The 18820-nt window shown below is 61.7% G+C and carries 15 protein-coding genes; 6 read left to right on the top strand and 9 right to left on the bottom strand.

All coding sequences use genetic code 11. The features are described 5' to 3' along the window. Nucleotides 1–60 precede the first annotated feature (60 nt). Nucleotides 61–969 (top strand): LysR family transcriptional regulator, encoded by a 909-nt coding sequence (locus tag AC1RRC_RS06890; protein ID WP_493054517.1) that lies wholly within the window; start codon nt 61–63, stop codon nt 967–969. 104 nt (nt 970–1073) lie between these two features. Here AC1RRC_RS06890 and AC1RRC_RS06885 read toward each other — a convergent pair whose 3' ends face one another. The 4 genes from AC1RRC_RS06885 to AC1RRC_RS06870 form a co-directional block, all read right to left on the bottom strand. Then, the gene (locus tag AC1RRC_RS06885) at nt 1074–1277 is read right to left on the bottom strand and encodes a cold-shock protein (protein WP_154378486.1); all 204 of its coding nucleotides are present in this window, start codon (nt 1275–1277) and stop codon (nt 1074–1076) included. A gap of 274 nt (nt 1278–1551) precedes the next feature. After that, on the bottom strand, nt 1552–1914 hold the full coding sequence (locus AC1RRC_RS06880; protein ID WP_493054516.1) for an Hpt domain-containing protein: 363 nt from the start codon (nt 1912–1914) through the stop codon (nt 1552–1554). 3 nt (nt 1915–1917) lie between these two features. After that, nucleotides 1918–2568 carry a uracil phosphoribosyltransferase gene (gene upp / locus AC1RRC_RS06875; RefSeq protein WP_493054515.1) on the bottom strand — a complete coding sequence of 217 codons (651 nt, stop codon included), beginning with the start codon at nt 2566–2568 and terminating at the stop codon, nt 1918–1920. A gap of 81 nt (nt 2569–2649) precedes the next feature. Further along, a complete protein-coding gene (locus AC1RRC_RS06870; RefSeq protein ID WP_493054514.1) occupies nt 2650–4335 on the bottom strand; it encodes an isovaleryl-CoA dehydrogenase in 1686 nt (561 codons plus the stop codon). 365 nt (nt 4336–4700) lie between these two features. Here AC1RRC_RS06870 and AC1RRC_RS06865 point away from each other — a divergent pair, with 365 nt between their 5' ends. Both AC1RRC_RS06865 and AC1RRC_RS06860 read left to right on the top strand, forming a co-directional pair. After that, nucleotides 4701–6380: a putative bifunctional diguanylate cyclase/phosphodiesterase gene (locus tag AC1RRC_RS06865; protein WP_493054513.1), complete on the top strand. Its 1680-nt coding sequence runs from the start codon at nt 4701–4703 to the stop codon at nt 6378–6380. After that, nucleotides 6377–7861: an HDOD domain-containing protein gene (locus AC1RRC_RS06860; RefSeq protein WP_493054512.1), complete on the top strand. Its 1485-nt coding sequence runs from the start codon at nt 6377–6379 to the stop codon at nt 7859–7861. The genes AC1RRC_RS06865 and AC1RRC_RS06860 overlap by 4 nt, the downstream gene beginning before the upstream one ends. 3 nt (nt 7862–7864) lie before the next feature. On the opposite strand, the gene AC1RRC_RS06855 is transcribed toward AC1RRC_RS06860, so the two are convergent. Together AC1RRC_RS06855 and aroC are read right to left on the bottom strand one after the other, a co-directional pair. Continuing rightward, nucleotides 7865–9055, bottom strand: a complete 1191-nt coding sequence (locus AC1RRC_RS06855; RefSeq protein WP_493054511.1) for an MFS transporter — start codon at nt 9053–9055, stop codon at nt 7865–7867. 86 nt (nt 9056–9141) lie between these two features. Next, a complete protein-coding gene (gene aroC, locus AC1RRC_RS06850) occupies nt 9142–10245 on the bottom strand; it encodes a chorismate synthase (RefSeq protein ID WP_493054510.1) in 1104 nt (367 codons plus the stop codon). A gap of 316 nt (nt 10246–10561) precedes the next feature. Between aroC and AC1RRC_RS06845 the strand changes: the two genes are divergently transcribed. Beyond that, complete coding sequence (locus tag AC1RRC_RS06845) at nt 10562–12823, top strand: putative bifunctional diguanylate cyclase/phosphodiesterase (protein WP_493054509.1); 2262 nt, start codon at nt 10562–10564, stop codon at nt 12821–12823. A 70-nt stretch (nt 12824–12893) separates the two neighbouring features. On the opposite strand, the gene AC1RRC_RS06840 is transcribed toward AC1RRC_RS06845, so the two are convergent. After that, nucleotides 12894–13349, bottom strand: a complete 456-nt coding sequence (locus AC1RRC_RS06840) for a CBS domain-containing protein (RefSeq protein WP_493054508.1) — start codon at nt 13347–13349, stop codon at nt 12894–12896. Between the two features lie 194 nt (nt 13350–13543). Between AC1RRC_RS06840 and AC1RRC_RS06835 the strand changes: the two genes are divergently transcribed. Then, the gene (locus AC1RRC_RS06835; RefSeq protein WP_493054507.1) at nt 13544–14866 is read left to right on the top strand and encodes an O-acetylhomoserine aminocarboxypropyltransferase; all 1323 of its coding nucleotides are present in this window, start codon (nt 13544–13546) and stop codon (nt 14864–14866) included. A gap of 3 nt (nt 14867–14869) precedes the next feature. Beyond that, nucleotides 14870–15670, top strand: coding sequence for an alpha/beta fold hydrolase (locus AC1RRC_RS06830; RefSeq protein WP_493054506.1), 801 nt, complete (start codon nt 14870–14872; stop codon nt 15668–15670). Between the two features lie 128 nt (nt 15671–15798). Here the strand turns inward: AC1RRC_RS06830 and AC1RRC_RS06825 are convergent, their stop codons facing one another. Together AC1RRC_RS06825 and AC1RRC_RS06820 are read right to left on the bottom strand one after the other, a co-directional pair. After that, nucleotides 15799–17184 (bottom strand): YihY family inner membrane protein, encoded by a 1386-nt coding sequence (locus AC1RRC_RS06825; RefSeq protein WP_493054505.1) that lies wholly within the window; start codon nt 17182–17184, stop codon nt 15799–15801. Between the two features lie 232 nt (nt 17185–17416). Continuing rightward, the gene (locus tag AC1RRC_RS06820; RefSeq protein WP_493054504.1) at nt 17417–18820 is read right to left on the bottom strand and encodes an alpha-L-fucosidase; all 1404 of its coding nucleotides are present in this window, start codon (nt 18818–18820) and stop codon (nt 17417–17419) included.

Below are 18820 nucleotides of genomic sequence, written 5' to 3'. Positions count from 1 at the left end.
AACAAGACTAAAAATCACATCATCTATGCGTTTTTTGCACAAATCAAAAGGAACCGTTGAATGGGTCAGTTCAGGCAAATCTCCACGTTCGTCGATGTCGTCGCCAAAGGCAGCCTGTCCGCCGCCGCCCGCGCGGAAGGCATAGCGCCCGCCGTTATTGGGCGCAGGCTCGATGCGCTGGAGCAGCGGCTGGGGGTGAAACTGTTGCAGCGCACCACCCGCAAACTGGCCCTGACCAACGAAGGCGCTGCATTCCTTGAAGATTGCCAGCGCATTTTGACGGAACTCGAAGATGCGGAAAGCGCGGTGGCCGAGCGCAGCGCGCGCGCAACAGGCCACTTGCTGGTGTCGGCGCCGGCGGGGTTTGGCCGCCAGCACGTGGCCCCGCTGCTGCCCTCGTTCCTGGCCGAACACCGCGATGTGCGCGCCACCCTGAACCTCAGTGACCGGGTGGTCGACATCATCGGCGAAGGGGTCGATGTGGCGATCCGCATCGCTTCGCTGCAGGATTCCAGCCTGGTGGGCGTGAAGCTGGCGGACAACCATCGCGTCATCGTCGCCACCCCGGCCTACCTGAAACGGCATGGCACACCCGGCACCCTGGACGACCTGGCCAAACACAATTGCCTGGCCATCAGCAGCGACGGCAGTCAGCGCGGCTGGACTTTCAAGGTCGACGGCAAGGTGACCACCATGAAAGTGTCAGGCAACATGGGTTGCAATGACGGCGCAGTGCTGCACGAATGGGTGTTACAGGGGAAAGGACTGGCGTGGCGCTCGATGTGGGAAGTGGGGGCCGATATCGAAGCGGGACGGCTGGTGCCGGTGCTGGAGCATTTTTCGGCGCCCGGCAATGACATTTACGCGGTGTTTGCCCAGCGCAACCATTTGCCGCTGCGCATCCGCGCCTTTGTGGACTTCCTGCGCCGCTCGTATTCGCAGCCAGGGTATTGGAAGAAGGCGACGTAAAAAAAGGAGCTCGCGACGGTCTGTCGGGCTCCATCTACCAGCTTCCAGACGAAAAAAAATCCTCGTTGACCGAGGATTTTCTTATCGTTGGATCCAGCGCTGAATTACAGCGGTTGGATGTTCGATGCTTGCTTGCCTTTTGGGCCAGCGGTTACGTCGAACGATACGCGCTGGTTCTCTTGCAGAGATTTGAAGCCTTGGGTTTGGATCGCCGAGAAGTGAGCGAACAGATCTTCGCCGCCTTCGTCAGGGGTGATAAAGCCAAAACCCTTCGAATCATTGAACCATTTTACGATACCAGTTGCCATTACAATTCCTATTTCACAGTTAATTTGGGCTTGCGCCCGTGATATCGTTTGAAGCAAGTAAGCCAGCTAAGCTGCACTACTCTGAATCTAACGATCCCGCATTATACCGAATAAAACCGGGTTGTCCCGTTTCCACGAAAATAAATGCAGGGAGTGACGTTCAAACTATGTTGCGTCGTCCGAGCACGTGTTTCGCGCGGCATGAATGTCACTATAGACAAAATTTCAAGAACACGGTTGACGAATATCATCCCGACGACATTTGAGGCCGAGCTCAAGTTCTAAAATCCGGCGCCTTGGGATCCACTTCTGCCCAGGACAAGTACTGCGCAACCATGGCTGCCAGCGCCTGCCAGTGCGCGATATCGACCGGGCGTTTCCCCAGTAGTGGCCGGACTTCCTGCTCCAGCCGGCGGGCCTCGGTTCCCAGCACGGGGTAACCGAAAGTTGCAGCCGAACCCGCCACGCCATGCAACAATTCATGCAATTTATGCAGTGATTGCTCGTCGGCATCAGCGTTGCTGCAATGCGACAGCGCACTGGAAATTGCCGCCATGGTGGCGGGAATCGTCGCCCCGTATTTTTCCGACAGGGCGTTCAGGCGGTCGCGGAAATTCGGATCCTGGACGGGCGCCATGGTTTATTTGGTACCGAAAATGCGGTCGCCCGCGTCGCCCAGGCCGGGAACGATGTAAGCGTGGTCGTTCAGGTGCGAATCGAGCGAGGCGCAATAAATCTTCACGCCCGGATGCGCGTTCTGGAACACGGTGATGCCTTCCGGCGCCGCCACCAGCGACAGGAAAATGATCTGGTCATCGGCCACGCCGCGTTTCTTCAGCACATCCACCGCGTGCACCGCCGAATTGCCCGTCGCCACCATCGGATCGCACAGGATGAACATGCGCTCTTCCAGGTCGGGCAAGCGCACCAGGTACTCGACCGGCTGGTGCGTTTCCGGATCGCGGAACACGCCGATGTGGCCGACGCGGGCCGACGGCACCAGATCCAGCAAGCCGTCGCTCATGCCGATGCCGGCGCGCAGCACGGGAATGATGGCCAGTTTGCGGCCGGCAATCACGGGCGCCTGGATCGTCATCAGCGGGGTTTCGATTTCACGCGTGGTCAGCGGCAGGTCGCGGGTGATTTCATAGCCCATCAACAGCGTGATTTCCTTCAGCAAGTCGCGGAAGGTACGGGTCGACGTCGCCTTGTCACGCATGTGGCTCAGCTTGTGCTGGATCAGCGGGTGATCGGTGATGAAGAGGTTGGGGAAGCGTGGATCTTGTTTCATATCGGGGAACCTATATCTATATGGTTATACCCGGCATTATCCCAGCCCGGCACGGGCTGGGGAATGGTTTTCACGAATTTATTATGCCGGCAAGGCGCGCGCCAGGATGGCGGCGCAATCGGCTTCGGCCGGCAGCCGTCCAAACGCCCCGCCCGGCTCGCGCGCAATGCGCGACGCCACGAAGGCGGCGCTGACACATGCCGGCGCGTGGCGCAGCAGCAGCGCCGCCTGCACCGCCAGCACGATGCGCTCGGCCAGCACCCGCGCGCCGAATTCGTCGGGCGCCTGCCCCGCCATGGCGCGCAAGTCCGCCAGCAGCGCGGCGCGGTACGCGTTGAAATCCGGATCGGCGTCGCCGGCCAGCACCAGCTCGGCCGCCAGCGCTTCGCCGGCCGCCGGGCTCTTGCCAAATGCCCGCAACAGGTCCAGGCACATGATGTTGCCGGACCCTTCCCAGATCGAATTGACGGGGAAGTCGCGGTACATGCGCGCCAGCGGGCTCTCCTCGACATAGCCGCTGCCGCCGATGACTTCCATGGCTTCCGCGCCAAACGCCGGGCCGCGCTTGCACACCCAATATTTGCCGGCGGGCGTCAAAATCCGCCCCAGCATGGTTTCCAGCGGGTTGTCCGGATGGTCGAAGCAGCGCGCCAGCCGCATTGCCAGCACCGTCGCCGCTTCCGATTCCAGCGCCAGGTCGGCCAGCACGTTTCGCATCAGCGGCTGCTCCGACAGCAGCTTGCCAAAGACGTGACGCTGGCGCGCATGGTGCAGCGCGTGGGTCAGCGCCGCGCGCATGGTGGCGGCGCTGCCGATCACGCAATCGAGCCGGGTCAGACTGCCCATTTCCAGGATGGTCGGAATGCCCCGCCCCACCGCTCCCACCAGCCAGCCGTACGCGCCGGCAAATTCCACCTCCGACGAGGCATTGGAGCAGTTGCCCAGCTTGTCCTTGAGGCGCTGCACGCGCACCTGGTTGCGGCTGCCGTCCGGCAGGTAGCCCGGCACCAGGAAACAACTGAGGCCGCCACTGGCCCCCGCCTCGGTCCGCGCCAGCACCAGGTGGGCATCGCACTGCGGCGCCGAATAAAACCATTTGTGGCCAACCAGGCGGTAAACGCCGGCGCTGTCTTCCGCGCCAAACACGGCCAGCGCCTCCGCCGGCAACACGGCGTCGGCGCGGGTGGTATTGGCGCGCACGTCGGAGCCGCCCTGCTTTTCCGTCATGCCCATGCCGATCAGCGCGCCGCGTTTTTGCGCCAGCGGCAACGGGCGGGGATCGTAGTGGCGCGACAGGATTTTCGGCAGCCATTTGTCCGCCAGCGCCGGCGCGTGCCGCAGCGCCGCCACCGATGCGTAAGTCATCGTCACCGGACACTGGGCGCCGTTTTCCACCTGGCCGAACAGGATATATTTCGCGGCGCGCGCCACTTGCGCGCCCGGTGTGCCATCCCAGGCGGACGCATGCGCCCCGTTTTCGATCAGCAACTGCATCAAGCGGTGCCATGCGGGATGGAATTCCACCTGGTCGATCCGCTTGCCGGTGCGGTCGAAATTATGCAGCACGGGCTTGTTGGCGTTGGCAACCCGCGCCAGGTCCAGTATGTCCGCACTGCCCAATTGCTGGCCAAGGCGCAGCAGCGCATCGTGTGCCGCCGCGCCCCCTTCCCGCTCGAGCGCCTCGCGCAATGCCACATCGGCCTGGAACAAATTCACATCGGCAAGTGCTGTTGGCTGGTTCAGGACGGTATGCGTATCGAACTGCATGGCAAGGCTCCATTCGGGGGAATCCGCACAGCGTAATGCGGACCCTGGAAAATAACAAGCATTTGCTTGAATAAATTAAACGTGGAAATTGTGCAGCAGATTATTTCCTCTTACTGTACGACCATGATTGCCATCTGCTACCCTGCTATATGGGCGCCTCGACGCAATAACGGTCCCGATGCAGGCTTTTTTCTGAAAACACGTGTAAAAGTTGTCATATTTCATTTTTTTAATGGCGCATCGGTGATACATTTCGTTCTGGTTTTGCAACAATCGCCCGGGCTACGCCCTGCGCCTCAACAAATTAGACAGTGACGATGTTACCCAGCCCTTCAACCGTGCCGCTACGCGACAGCCAAAACGACATGGACAGCCTGCTAGAAGAGGCTGGCGACATCGTATTTCGCCTGCAATTATCCGGTCACATCGAGTATGCCAACCGCCGCGCCTGCACGATGGCGGAAGTGCCTTCGCTGTATGGCCAGTTGTTGCCCGCGCTGGCCTACGACGCCGACCAGGCGCCGCTGCGCGCGGCGCTGTCGGCTGTGCAGCAATCGGGCATGGCGGATAAAGTCGATGCGCGCTTCCGCGTGCACGAAACGGATATCTGGTTTGAATTGCGCATTTCGCTGTACACAGTGGGCGCGCGCCAGGAATTCCTCGTCATTGGCCGTGACCTGACGGCGCAGCATGCGACGGAAGAACGGTTGCGCCACATGGCGACCCACGATGCACTGACGGAATTGCCGAACCGCCTGCTGCTGGCCGACCGGATCCGCATGACGATCGCCCAGGCGCGCCGCTCCGGTCAGGGCTTTGCCGTCGCCAGTGTCGGCCTGGACGCCTTCAAGAAAGTCAACGACGGCCTGGGCCACCCGATCGGCGACGCGGTGTTGCGCATGGCGGCAAGCCGCCTGCGCAAAACCCTGCGCGACAGCGATACGCTGGCCCGGGTCGGCGGCGATGAATTTGTCGCCGTGTTGCCAGGCACGTTCACGGAACCGCAAATCAAGCTGGTATCGGGGCGCCTGCTGGCCACCCTGCAAGCCCCGTTTGAAATCGAAGGGCACACCATCTATATCGGCGCCTCGGTCGGCGTGGCGGTGTATCCGCAGCACGCCGAAGACGAAGTGCGGCTGGTGGCGATGGCCGACGCCGCGCTATCGCGCGCCAAAGTCACCGGCAAGGCGCGCGCCGTGGTCTATAACGCGCAGCACAGCGGTCCGCCGGAACACGATATTTCGCTGGAAGCGGCGATGTTCTCGGCCGTGCGCGAAGGCGAGTTCATGTTGTATTACCAGCCGATTGTCGACGCCAGCACGCGCGAAATCGAAGGCTTTGAAACGCTGATGCGGTGGAAGCATCCAACCCTGGGCATGGTGCCGCCCGGCCGCTTCATCCCCATCGCGGAAACCAACGGCTTGATCAACCTGCTGGGCGCCTGGGCGCTGAAGTCGGCCTGCGTGCAACTGAAGCAATTCCAGGAAGTTGCTAAGCGGAATTTGTATATTTCTGTTAACATTAGCCCCAGACAATTCCGCAACGATAAATTCCTCGACGTGCTGGACGACGCCATCGCGTTTTCCGGCCTACCTGGTGAGCAATTGGTTTTAGAGATTACTGAAGGCACCCTGATGATCGACCCGGCGCACGCCGAAACGATCTTGGCCAAGATGGCGGAGCGCAAGGCGCGCATCGCCATTGACGACTTTGGCACCGGCTATTCGTCGCTGGCGTACTTAAAACGCTTCCCGATCTCCGTCCTGAAAATCGACCGGGCCTTTATCCGCGATCTGCCTGGTTCGCAAAAAGACGGCGCGATCTGCAATGCCGTGCTGGACCTGGCCAAGCACCTCGATTTATCGGTGGTGGCCGAAGGCGTGGAAACCGATGAACAATTGGCGTACATGGAACAGCGCGGCTGCAAATACATCCAGGGTTACCTGACCGGCAAGCCGATGGCGGCCTCCACCGCCCTGGCGGCGCTGCGCGAGCGCACATACGCCAGCCTGATGCCGGGCGACCTGCGGCAGGTGGGCGCATGAGCGCCAACGGCCACGCCGACGGCGGCAAGACCTTGTCCCTGCTGTGGGACCGCACCCGCATGCAGGGCGACATGCCCGGTTTCGCAAAAGCCATTACCGCCATCCTGTCGGCTATGCGCGGCGAGGATGACGTCGAATTCAACATGACGCGCACGGTGCTGTCCGATCCGGTCCTGACGCAAAAAGTACTGCGCCTGGCCAACAGCGGCATGTATTCCGCGTTCGGCCAGCACGTCAACACCGTCTCGAAAGCGGTGCTGGTGCTGGGCACGGACGCCATCGGCCACCTGGCGCTGGGCTTGAAACTGGTGGAGGAAATGACTTCCACCTCGCCCAACTCCGGCATCGCCCACGTGGAAATGGAAAAGGCCGTGCTGGCCGGCATCGTGGCGCAGCAAGTGGCGGAAAGCGCGCACAGCGTGCACGGCGAGGAAGCCGTGGTGTGCTCGATGCTGCACACGCTGGGCCGCATGATGATCACGTATTACATGCCGGAGCGCTGGACGCTGATGCAACAGCGGGCCGGCGAAGGCCGCGAAGACGACGCCTCGCTCGAGATACTGGGCCTGTCGCTGGAAGAAGTCGGCAGCGCCGCCGCCGCCCACTGGGGTTTGCCGAAAAACCTGGTCAGTGGCATGCGCACCGTCGGTCCCTTTGAAGAAGGCCAGGAAGTCACAGCCTCCGACTGGATTGCCGGCCTTTCGACCATGGCCGCGCAATGCGCGGAATCGCTGTGGCATGACGATGCCGCCGGCGCCGAGGAAGTCAAACGCATCACGGCCAGCTATTCCGCCATGCTCGGCGTCGAACCCGAACAAATGGCCGCGGCCATAGAAAAGGCCAAGGCTGTTGCCGCCGCCGACCTGACCATCGCACCGCTGTCCAAGCCGGCCGAGCGCAGCGCCAAGGCACTGGCCAAGACGCGCCAGCGCGCCGAAGGCATCAAGATCCTGCAAAGCGGCTTGAACGACATGCGCGACATGTCGGCCAGCGCGATGCCGGGACAAATGGTCTCGATTGCACTGGAAACCGTGCACCAGGGCCTGGAATTCTCGCGCGCCGTGGCCTTCGTGCGCAACCGCCGCGAAGGCACCTATGCCGCCCGCATGAGCTTTGGCGACGGTGTGCGCGAACGCCTGCCGGAAATGACATTCCCGGACATTTATGAGCCGAACGTATTCCATGCTGCGCTCAACAGCGACCGCGTGATCTTCATTGAAAACGCCAAGGACCCGAAGTTCGCCGCCAAGCTGCCCGGCTGGTGGCGCGAAACCTTGAGTGAAGCGCGCAGCTTCGTGGTGCTGCCGCTGCTGGCCAATTCGCAGCCGGCCGGTTTCTTGTATGGCGACTGGGATGAATCCTTCCCGCCGATCCAGCTGAGCCAGACGGAATTCACCCTGCTCAACGATATCCGCGCCCTGGTGGTGAAAGCCATCGAGCGCCGCCACCAGCTCGAAGCGGTCAGCAACAAGGTCGCTTGATATTCACACCGGGTTGTCGGTGCGCTGCCAGTGGAACGACAGCGCCGACACCATCCCCGCCAGCACGCACAACAGCGCCGCCACGAAGTAAATCGATTCCGCGCCAAAGCGCTCCCAGCAGCGCGACAGCGCCACCCCAGCCAGCGATCCGCCGATGCCGTACGACAGGCTGATATACAGCGCCTGCCCGCGCGCCTGCAGCGGCCCGGCAAACCAGCGCTGCATGGCCAGCACACTGGCCGAATGGTGCAGCGCGAACGTGGCGGCATGCAGCAATTGCGCGGCCACCAGCACCGCGATCCATTGCGCGCCCGCGCCGATCATGGCGAAGCGCACCGTGCCGGCCACGAAGGTCAGCATCAGCAGGCGCCGCACGCCCCACGTTTTCAGCAGCGGCCCCTGGAAATAAAACAGCACCACTTCGGCCACCACGCCCAGCGACCACATGGCGCCGATCAGCGCCTTGCTGTAGCCATGCCGCGCCAGGTACAAGGAATAAAACGTGTACAGCGCCATGTGGGCGGCAATTGCCAACGCCGACGAGGTAAAGAAGGCGATCACTTCGCGCTTGCGCAGCACGGACAGCAAGGACGGCGCCTCCCCCTTGTGCGGCTGGCGCGGCACATCGCGCAAGCGCAGCGCCGCCATCCACGTGCACAGCAGCAGCGCGCCCGCCGACCAGGGCAGCGCACTGGTGCCAAACCAGTCCAGCACATAGGCCGTCGCCATCATCATGATGATGAAACCGATCGAGCCCCACAGGCGGATGCGGCCGTAGTGCGTCATGTCGCCGCGCATCTCCGACAGCATCAGCGCTTCACACAAGGGCCCCTGCGCGCTGGTGAATAAATTCAAGACCACCATCGCCACGAAGAAATGGGCAAACTCGGTACCGATGAAAAACCCGGAGAACGCCGCCAGCGCGGCCAGTCCCGTGATGCGCAGCACACGCACCCGGTGTTCACTGTGGTCGGCCACCCAACCCCACAGGTTGGGACCGAATATCCGCATCACCTGGATCAGCGCCATCAGGACGCCGATTTGCGCCACGGTCATGCCCTTGTCCGCGTAAAACAGGCTGGCGTAGCTGGAGAACGTGCCCGCGTGGGCGTAATAGAAGAAGAGAAAAGCGGAGTAATTGAAGAACTGGGTGGGCATGGCAATGATCACGTAGGGCGGTTTTGCGGAACGCAAAGCCGCCGTGCCCGCAGACTGGCGGCATCGACCGCCGCATGAACGCATGCATGGCGGCTTTCGCTTTGCGAAAACCTCCCTACGGGTTACCCGGCGCGGGCAATATCGGGCGTCGCCACTTTCACATCGCCGCACTGCGCGCGGTGCATCAGCGCGTGGTCCATCAAGACCAGCGCCAGCATGGCTTCGGCGATCGGCGTGGCGCGGATGCCGACGCACGGATCGTGGCGGCCAAAGGTTTCCACCATCACCGGATTGCCATCCTTGTCAATCGAGCGGCGCGGCGTGCGGATCGACGACGTGGGTTTGATCGCGATCGATACCGTGATGTCCTGGCCGGTGGAAATCCCGCCCAGCACGCCACCGGCATTATTGCCAACAAAACCTTGCGGCGTCAGTTCATCGCCATGTTCGGAACCGCGCTGCGAGACCGACTGGAAGCCGGCGCCGATTTCCACGCCCTTGACCGCGTTAATGCCCATCATGGCATACGCGATATCGGCATCGAGCTTGTCGTAAATCGGCTGGCCCAGGCCGACCGGCACATTCTTCGCCACCACGTCGATGCGCGCGCCGATCGAATCGCCGTCGCGGCGCAAATCATCCATGTAGCTTTCCATGCGGGCGATCAGCGCCGCATCGGCCGTGGCGGCAAAGAAGGGATTATTCGGCACGTGCTCGAACGATTCAAACGGAATGCCGATCTCACCCAGCTGGCTCATGCAACCCTGGAACACGGTGCCATATTGCTGCTGCAGCCATTTCTTGGCGATCGCCGCCGCACCGACAATCGGCGCGGTCAGGCGCGCCGACGAACGGCCGCCGCCGCGCGGATCGCGCACGCCGTATTTGTGCCAGTAGGTGTAATCGGCGTGGCCGGGACGGAAACTCTCGGCGATATTGCCGTAATCCTTGCTGCGCTGGTCTTCGTTACGGATCAGCAGCGCAATCGGGGTGCCGGTGGTGACGCCCTGGTACACGCCGGACAGGATTTCCACCCGGTCCGGTTCCTGGCGCTGCGTCACGTGGCGCGACGTGCCTGGCTTGCGGCGGTCCAGTTCAGGCTGGATATCCGCTTCCGACAGCGGCATGCCGGGCGGGCAGCCGTCGATCACGCAACCAATCGCCACTCCGTGCGATTCGCCAAAAGTACTTACTGAAAACAGCTTGCCAAATGAATTGCCGGACATGTCGAGAGATGTGAAAAACTGGGGGAAGTCCGATTTTACCAGCCATCGGCAAAAGCCGTTGCCACCCAGCCAAAATAGTTCCTATCGGTACCGAACTAGCGGCCACAAATAGTAATTAAGATTGCAAATAAAATTTCCATACATCACCATAAATTTAACACTTGCCTTGCCCGCCAAATAATTTGTGGCGCGCCGCGCGACATACCTTGCAAATTGCGACTTATTGGCTACGGGAAAACGTTGAAATGATCGTTCTCTTTAACAATTCGCTATATACTTGATTCAAGTACACCCGAGTCCTCCGGAGAAGCGACACATGCCCCAATCCCTTGAGAATCACGCCCCGGCCAAGGACGATCAAGACGATCTGGTATTTCTAGAAGAGCATCCAGCTGCACCGGCGACGCACGCTCCCCGCGAAGTCTGGCGGGTGATGATCATCGACGATGACGAGGACGTCCATTCGACTACCACGTTTGCCTTGGGCAACCTGGACATGCAGCACCGGCCGCTCGAGTTCGTGCATGCGTATTCGGCTGGCCAGGCGCGCGAAATGCTGCGCCATGAAGAAGAAATCGCCGTCATCCTGCTGGACGTCGTCATGGAACAGGACGACGCCGGCCTGCACCTGGTGCGCTATATCCGGGAAACGCTGAAACTGGCCGATGTCCGCATCATTCTGCGCACCGGCCAGCCGGGCTATGCGCCGGAAATCGACGCGATCCGCGATTACGACATCAACGATTACAAGACCAAGTCCGAGCTGACCCGCATCAAGCTGTTCACCACGGTGACCGCCGCGATCCGCTCCTACGAGCAAATCCGCAAGATCAATGACAGCCGGCGCGGCCTGGACCGCATCGTGCACGCCAGCACTGAATTGATGTCGCTGCACGGCGTACAAAACTTTGCCGCCGGCGTGCTGACGCAAATCGCCCACCTGCTGGGCCAGGAAACCAACGGCGTGCTGTGCGTGCAGGAATGCCCGGAAAACGGTTGCCATGAACTGGTGGTGATGGCCGCGGCCGGTGAATACGTGCGCCACAACAATTCGCAAATGACGTGCGAGACGGAGCCCCGCATTGCGTCGGCGATGGAACACACGCTGGCGGAACGGCGCAACCATTATGACGACGATGCGGTCACGCTGTACTTCGCGGGCAAAGCCAGCCGCGCGTTTGTCGCGTTTCTGCATACCACGCGCGCGCTGACGGAAATCGAACAGCGCTTGCTGGAAGTGTTTTGCAGCAACGTGGCGGTCGGCCTGGATAACGTGGAACTGGTGTCGCACCTGCATAACGCCGCGTTTTACGACGCGCTGTCCAAGCTGCCGAACCGGACCCGGCTGGTGGAAATCCTCGATGCGGCGCTGGCCGGTCCCGGCAAGGACGACGCCACCCTGTCGCTGGTCGACCTCGACCACTTTGCGGAAACCAATGATGCGCTGGGCCATCAGTTCGGCGACGAATTGCTGGTGGCCGTGGCCGAACGCCTGCAATCGCGCCTGGGCCAGCATTTGACGGTGGCCCGCATCAGCGGCGACATCTTCTGCGTGCTGGGCGACGCCGCGCAAGTCAATCCCACCACCATCCTCGGCCTGTTCCAGGTGCCGTTCAGCATTGCCGGCCAGGACGTGCAACTGTCCGCCACACTGGGCCTGGTGCGGCTGGCCGAACATGAGGGATCGGGCGCCGATGCGCTGAAAGACGCCGATATCGCGCTCAAGCGCGCCAAGTCCATGCAGCGCGCCGGCCACTTCTATTATTCGCGCAGCATGGGCGTGGAAATCCGCGAGCGCGTGCGCATGATGCACGCGCTGCGCACAGCCTTTGGCCAGAACCAGCTGTTCGTCGTCTACCAGCCGCAAATCGACCTGGTCACACGCCGGCCGGTCGGCGCCGAGGCGCTGCTGCGCTGGCAAACCGCGGACGGCAAGTTCGTGTCGCCGGACAAATTCATTCCGATCGCGGAATACTCGGGCCTGATCATCGACATGGGCGAATGGGTGATGCGCACCGCGTGCCGTGAACTGGTGGGCTTGCGCGCCGCCGGCCACGACAACTTCACAATGTCGATCAACGTCTCGCAAGTCCAGTTCCGCCACCCGTATTTCCTGGAAATGCTGCGGCGCGCGCTGGCCGACACGGGCGCGCCGCCGGAATTCGTCGAGCTGGAAATCACGGAATCGATGGCCATGGAAGAGCCGGACATGCTGATCAGGATGCTGGCGCAAATCAAGCAGACCGGCGTCTCGATTGCCATCGACGACTTCGGCACCGGTTTCTCGTCGCTGTCGTATTTGCAGCGGCTGCAAATCGACCGCCTGAAAATCGACCGCGCCTTCGTGACGGAAATCACCGGTTCCGCGCGCGGCAGCTCGATCGCGGAAATGGTGATCCAGCTTGGCCGCAACCTGGGCCTGGCCGTGATTGCCGAAGGCGTGGAAGACGAACGGCAAGCGCAAATCCTGCAATCGCTGGGCTGCCCGCTGGCGCAAGGCTTCCTGTTTGCCCGCCCGATGACGGCCGATGCCTTGAATGGCTGGCTCAGTAATGATGCGCTGGAAGGCGTGGCGTGACTGCTTAAGTTTTCAAACATAAAAAAACCGCTATCGTGATAGCGGTTTTTTTATGGGCGCGTGGCGGGATTTAATCGGCAGGCTGTTCCTGTTCCGCCGGCCAGTCGCGGATATAGGCTTTCAGCATGCGGTTTTCAAAGCTTTGCGCTTCCAGCACGGCGCGCGCCACGTCGTAGAACGAAATCACGCCCAGCAGGGTTTTCGCATTCATGACCGGCAAATAGCGCGCATGCTTTTCCAGCATGATGCGGCGCACTTCATTGACTTCGGTATCCGGCGTCACGGTGATCGGATGGTCTTCCATATGCTTGCGCACCGTACCGCCACCGACCGAGCCGTCATTTTCATGCAGCGCCTTCAGTACTTCGCGGAAGGTCAGCATACCAACCAGGTCGCCGAATTCCATGACCACCAATGACCCGATATCTTTTTCCGCCATGGTTTTCGCGGCTTCCACCAGCGGCTGGTCCGGGGTTATGGTGTAGAGAATATTGCCTTTGACTTGCAGAATTTCGGAGACTTTCATTTTGGGCCGTCCTGTCGGTGAATTGAGTTTTGTTGTTTTTGTTAGCCTTATGACCGAATGTAACGTATGGGGTGGAAAAAATCCAGTATTGCACTGAATGAAATCTTCACTCTTTGCAATGCTGTTGTTCAGAGTGGAATTTTCAGAGTACGATTCCGCCACCAAAACCTTCTCAACCACCCCAGAGAGCGATTATGAGCGGTCCCCAATACCCTGGTTTCGATACGCTTGCTTTACACGCAGGCGCCGCGCCCGATCCGGCCACCGGCGCCCGTGCCACACCAATTCACTTCACCTCGTCCTTTGCTTTCCGCGATTCCGATCACGCGGCCTCGCTGTTCAATATGGAGCGCGCGGGCCACGTGTATTCGCGCATTTCCAATCCCACCAATGCCGTGCTGGAAGAACGCATCGCGGCGCTGGAAGGCGGTGTGGCCGGCATTGCCACCGCCAGCGGCCAGGCCGCCATGCACCTGGGCCTGGCGACCATTGCAGGCGCCGGGTCGCACATCGTCGCGTCCCGTGCGCTGTACGGTGGTTCGCACAATCTGCTCAGCTATACACTGAAGCGCTTTGGCATCGAGACCACGTTTGTCGATCCGCGCGACGTCGACGCCTGGCGCGCCGCGATCCGCCCGGAAACCAAGGTGCTGTTCGCGGAAACCCTGGGCAATCCCGGCCTCGACGTGCTCGACATCCCGGCCATCTCGGCGCTGGCGCACGCACACCACTTGCCGCTGATGGTGGACGCCACGTTCACCACGCCGTACCTGATGCGCCCGTTCGACCTGGGCGCCGACCTGGTGTTCCACTCCGCCACCAAGTTCCTGTGCGGCCACGGCACCGCCATCGGCGGCTTGCTGGTCGATGGTGGCACGTTCGACTGGCAGGCCGCCTACGACCAGACCGGCCGTTTCGCCGAACTGTGCGAACCGTATGACGGCTTCCACGGCATGGTATTTGCGGAAGAATCCACGGTCGCGCCCTTTGCCCTGCGCGCCCGGCGCGAAGGCTTGCGCGATTTCGGCGCGGCCATGAGCCCGCATAACGCCTTTGCCATCCTGCAGGGCATCGAAACCCTGGGCCTGCGCATGGAGCGCCACGTGGCTAATACCCGCAAGGTGGTGGAATTCCTGGTGGCGCATCCGGCCGTGGAATCGGTGTCGTATCCAGAACTGGACTCGCACCCGGACTATGAACTGGCCAAACGCCTGCTGCCGAAAGGCTGCGGCGCCGTGTTTTCCTTCAACCTGAAAGGCGACCGCGCTGCGGGCCGGCGCTTTGCCGACAGTTTGAAAGTGTTTTCGCACCTGGCCAACGTCGGCGATGCGAAATCGCTGGTGATCCATCCGGCTTCCACCACGCATTTCCGTGTCCCGGCCGCGCAGCTGGCGGCGTCCGGCATCACCGAAGGCACCATGCGGCTGTCGGTCGGGCTGGAAGATCCGGCGGACTTGCTGGAAGACCTGGCGCGCGGCCTGAAACTGGCCACCGCCTTGGCGCAGAAGGGAGCGTAACTCATGATCTTCGATATTCATGGCGCCGCATCGTATGCGTACACAGGCGGCAAAGCATTCGATCCTTCGTTACCCACGGTCGTGTTCATCCACGGCGCGCAAAACGATCACTCCGTGTGGGCGCTGCAAAGCCGCTACCTGGCGCACCACGGCTACAGCGTGCTGGCGGTGGACTTGCCGGGCCACGGCCGCAGCAAAGGCGCGGCGCTGCAGTCGGTGGAAGCGATGGCGGACTGGATGCTGGTGGTGCTGGCGGCGGCAGGCGTTTCGCACGCCGCGCTGGTGGGCCACAGCATGGGCGCATTGATTGCACTGGAAACCGCGCACAAGGCGCCGGACCGCGTGACAAAACTGGCGCTGCTGGGCGCCACCTTCCCGATGAAGGTGTCCGACGCGCTGCTGAACACTTCGCGCGACAATGAGCAGGCGGCGATCGACATGGTCAACATTTTTAGTCACGCATCGATCGCCCAAAAACCATCCTGCCCCGGCCCCGGCTTTTCCGTCATGGGCGGCGCGCGGCGGCTGATGCAGCGCATGTCGCAGCTCAATCCCGAGCAGCTGTTTTATACGGATTTCTATGCGTGCAATGCGTATGCCAACGGAGAAGCTGCCGCGAAATCGCTGACTTGCCCTGCCCTGTTCGTGTTTGGCGCAAAGGATGTCATGACGTCGCCCAAGTCCGCCAAGGGTTTATTGGCGGCGATCCCGCAGGCGAAGACAGTCACCGTCGATGCGGGACATTCGATGATGCAGGAACAGCCGGATGCGGTGCTGGACGCGCTGGCCGCTTTCCTGCGCTAAGCGCCCCGGGGCTGTTTAGCTAGCGACACCGCAGCTGCGTAGGGCGGGTTCCACGAACCCGCCGTGCATGCGTCAACGCGGCGCATGCACGGCGGCATTGTAAATGCCGCCCTACGATACTGCGCTGGCTAGGCGGCAGTACCCTCAAAATGCTGCACCAGCGTCACTTCCAGCCCCTGCTCCACCGCGTTTTCCACATGCCGCGCCAGTTGCGCCGCTTCCTGCGCGGCGAGGCGGTCGGCTTCATCGTCACTGTCATTGGCCACGCCGGCATTGACCGCCATGCCGCCAAACACGAACACGCGGTACACGTCGGCCAGGGTCAGGCGCTCGGCATTGGCCAACAAAACCCAGTTATCCGCCCCTTCGCTGACCCGCTTGCCCCACTGCACGCGTGGCGGCGCTTCCGACTTGACCTTGCCGACCCAGCCCTGCGCCGCCATGCGGTCCAGCAGCATATCGAGTTCATCGAAGCCGATCCGCGTGCAGGAACGGATCGCCGCCGTACTGACCAGCGCCGTGTCGCCATAGCGTGACGCCGCATACAACACTTTCAATAACGCCATCGCATCGACAAATTCCCCGCCCGGCGGCGCTTCATGCCACCACCGTTCATATTTCACCACCGGCAGCGCCGCGACGAACAGCGCGCCGATCAGGGTGATCAGCCAGGACAGGAAAATCCAGATCAAAAACAGCGGCAGCGCGGCCAGCGCGCCGTAAATCTTGGAATACGTGGGGAATTGCGTAATGAAAACCGCAAAACCGCGCTTGGCCAGTTCAAAGAACAGCGCCGCCAGCAACCCGCCCCACAGCGCGTCGCGCCAGTCCACATGGCGGTTCGGCACCACCGTGTACATCAGGGTGAAGCCCGCCGTGGTGGCCGTCAACGACAGCAATGTGTACAGGACCGCGCCCAGGATCGGCACATCGCCGACCAGGTCGCTGGTCGCCATGTACACGTCCGCCGACATCGTCAGCGACACCCCCACCAGCACCGGCCCCAGGGTCAGCAGCGCCCAATACACCAGGATGCGGCGCGTCCAGCTGCGCTCGGCCTTCACGCGCCAGATGCGGTTGAAGACTTTTTCGATGGTGCCCATCATGGCCACCGAGGTAAACACCAGCGCCACCGCACCCACCGCGGACAGGCGCGTAGCCTTGCTGGCAAACATGGTGACGTTGTTGAGGATCGGCGTGGCGATCTGCTTGGGCATCACGTTTTGCACAAAATACGCTTCCAGCGCCTTGCGCAGCACGGCAAACATCGGAAAGGTGGTGAAAATCGCCAGGGCGATCGTCACCAGCGGCACCAGGGCGAACACCGTGGTAAACGTCAGGCTGCCCGCCACCTGCGGCAAGCTTTCTTCGCGCAGGCGGCGCTTGGCAAAGCGCAGCATGTCGCGGATTTCCCGCCATGTCAGCGAGCGTACGGCGCCGACACCATCCTGCACATTGCGCGAAACTGACGCCAGCAGGGGGGAAATCAGCGGGGAGATCATCTTGTTAACCATGAAGCTGTCTAAAAATCGTGTGGCCTATATAATAATGCCATCCCCGCTTAACAGCAATTTTTCATTGATTTTCAATTACTTAGACAAATAAATAGTCTATATTACGCGGATGTTCGGCCCCGGTCACAACGGTCAGGCGCGTGGCGGTGAGGTGATACACGGTGCCGATGCGATCCCCCAGACCAGCGACCAGCTCTGCAATCGAGGATCACCCGCGATGCAGGGCCACGGTTCAATTCCGCGTAGTCAAAGCCTTGACCGGTTTGATACCACTGGCCGGCACGTCCAGCTCCAGGGCGACGATGGTATCCATCTTATCGCGTGCCGCGGGCGGTACCGATAATTCGATGCCGCGCGCGGTCTGGACGAAGCCTGCCTTGCCACCTCCGAGTGTCTGCGCGCGCAAGACTTTGGCGGGGATCGCCGGCAGCACCAGCTTGTCGCCGGGCCACTTCAGTACGTGGACGTAAATCGTCCTGTCACGGTGCGTCGATGCACCGTACTCTCCGGGCAGGAACGGGCCGCCCCGGGTCGCGTAGATGCTCTGGCCGTATTTGGCCAGCCATGCGCCGATTTCCCGCAAGCGTTCCGCCTGGGGCGGATCGATCTGTCCATCGGGACGTGGACCAACGTTCAGCAGCAGGTTGCCATCGCGGCCCACCACGTTCACCAGCAGGCGGATGTAGTGATCCAGCGGTTGCGGCAATTTGCCGGCTTGGTAGCCCCACGCGCCGGCAAGCGTCGTGCACAGCTCCCACGGATGCTGGTTGTCGAAGTCGCCGAGCGCCCCCTCGCCTTCACGCGAGCGGAAATCCTCGTCCATATCGGCGCGGCCGTTGATGACGACTTCCGGCTGCAAGCGGCGCAGCATGGTGTGGACCTTGTCGTGCTGCCAGCTGAAGCTCCCGGTGTAGTGCTGGCCATCCGGACGCTTGCTCCATGCCGCGCCCTTCCACTCGCCGCCGAAATTGAGCCAGTCGGTTTCGCCGCCATCGAACCACAGCACGTCAATTTTCCCGTAGTTGGACAGCAGTTGTTCCATCTGACGATGGTATTGCGCGCGCATCGCTTCCGCGCTCTCGCGCTGCAGGTCGGGGAAGATGTAACCGGGGAAGCGCCAATCCATCGGCGAGTAGTACAAACCCACGCCCAGCCCTGATTTGCGCACCGATTTCACATAGTCGGCGACGAAATCGCGGTGCGCGGCGGCATTGACGCTGGTGTAAGGATTGGCGCCGTCATCGAAGAGCGCGAAGCCATCATGGTGGCGCGCCGTCAGCACCGTATATTTCATCCCGGCCGCCTTTGCCAATTCGGCCCAGGTATCGGGATTAAACCCCCTGGGGTTGAACTGGCCGGCCAGCCTGGCGTATTCATTGTTGGGAATCTGCTCGTTCCACTGGACCCATTCACCGCGGCCGGGGATCGAATACAGCCCCCAATGGATGAACATGCCAAAGCGGGCTTCGCGCCACCATTCGGTGCGGGAAGCCTGGCCGGCGGCGGCCGGCTGTGTGCTGGCCATGTCTTGCACCATGTTCTGGGCCGACGCCAGGCCGCAGCCCGCCGCCAGCGCCAGGGCCAGCGCGGCACGGCCCAGGAAAGTAGCGGTCTTGGTCTTGATATCGTTATGCAC

This window comes from Pseudoduganella sp. GW821-FHT12E03 (assembly GCF_058807115.1).
The sequence above is the reverse complement of the archived record's forward strand: the minus strand, read 5'-3'. Positions and strand labels throughout refer to the sequence as shown.

Coding starts and splice junctions, on each gene's coding strand:
- AC1RRC_RS06870 (WP_493054514.1), bottom strand. CDS start 4,335: ATGCAGTTCGATACGCATACCGTCCTGAACCAGCCAACAGCACTTGCC.
- AC1RRC_RS06845 (WP_493054509.1), top strand. CDS start 10,562: ATGCCCCAATCCCTTGAGAATCACGCCCCGGCCAAGGACGATCAAGAC.
- AC1RRC_RS06885 (WP_154378486.1), bottom strand. CDS start 1,277: ATGGCAACTGGTATCGTAAAATGGTTCAATGATTCGAAGGGTTTTGGC.
- AC1RRC_RS06865 (WP_493054513.1), top strand. CDS start 4,701: ATGGACAGCCTGCTAGAAGAGGCTGGCGACATCGTATTTCGCCTGCAA.
- AC1RRC_RS06860 (WP_493054512.1), top strand. CDS start 6,377: ATGAGCGCCAACGGCCACGCCGACGGCGGCAAGACCTTGTCCCTGCTG.
- AC1RRC_RS06890 (WP_493054517.1), top strand. CDS start 61: ATGGGTCAGTTCAGGCAAATCTCCACGTTCGTCGATGTCGTCGCCAAA.
- upp (WP_493054515.1), bottom strand. CDS start 2,568: ATGAAACAAGATCCACGCTTCCCCAACCTCTTCATCACCGATCACCCG.
- aroC (WP_493054510.1), bottom strand. CDS start 10,245: ATGTCCGGCAATTCATTTGGCAAGCTGTTTTCAGTAAGTACTTTTGGC.
- AC1RRC_RS06880 (WP_493054516.1), bottom strand. CDS start 1,914: ATGGCGCCCGTCCAGGATCCGAATTTCCGCGACCGCCTGAACGCCCTG.
- AC1RRC_RS06835 (WP_493054507.1), top strand. CDS start 13,544: ATGAGCGGTCCCCAATACCCTGGTTTCGATACGCTTGCTTTACACGCA.
- AC1RRC_RS06825 (WP_493054505.1), bottom strand. CDS start 17,184: ATGGTTAACAAGATGATCTCCCCGCTGATTTCCCCCCTGCTGGCGTCA.
- AC1RRC_RS06830 (WP_493054506.1), top strand. CDS start 14,870: ATGATCTTCGATATTCATGGCGCCGCATCGTATGCGTACACAGGCGGC.
- AC1RRC_RS06840 (WP_493054508.1), bottom strand. CDS start 13,349: ATGAAAGTCTCCGAAATTCTGCAAGTCAAAGGCAATATTCTCTACACC.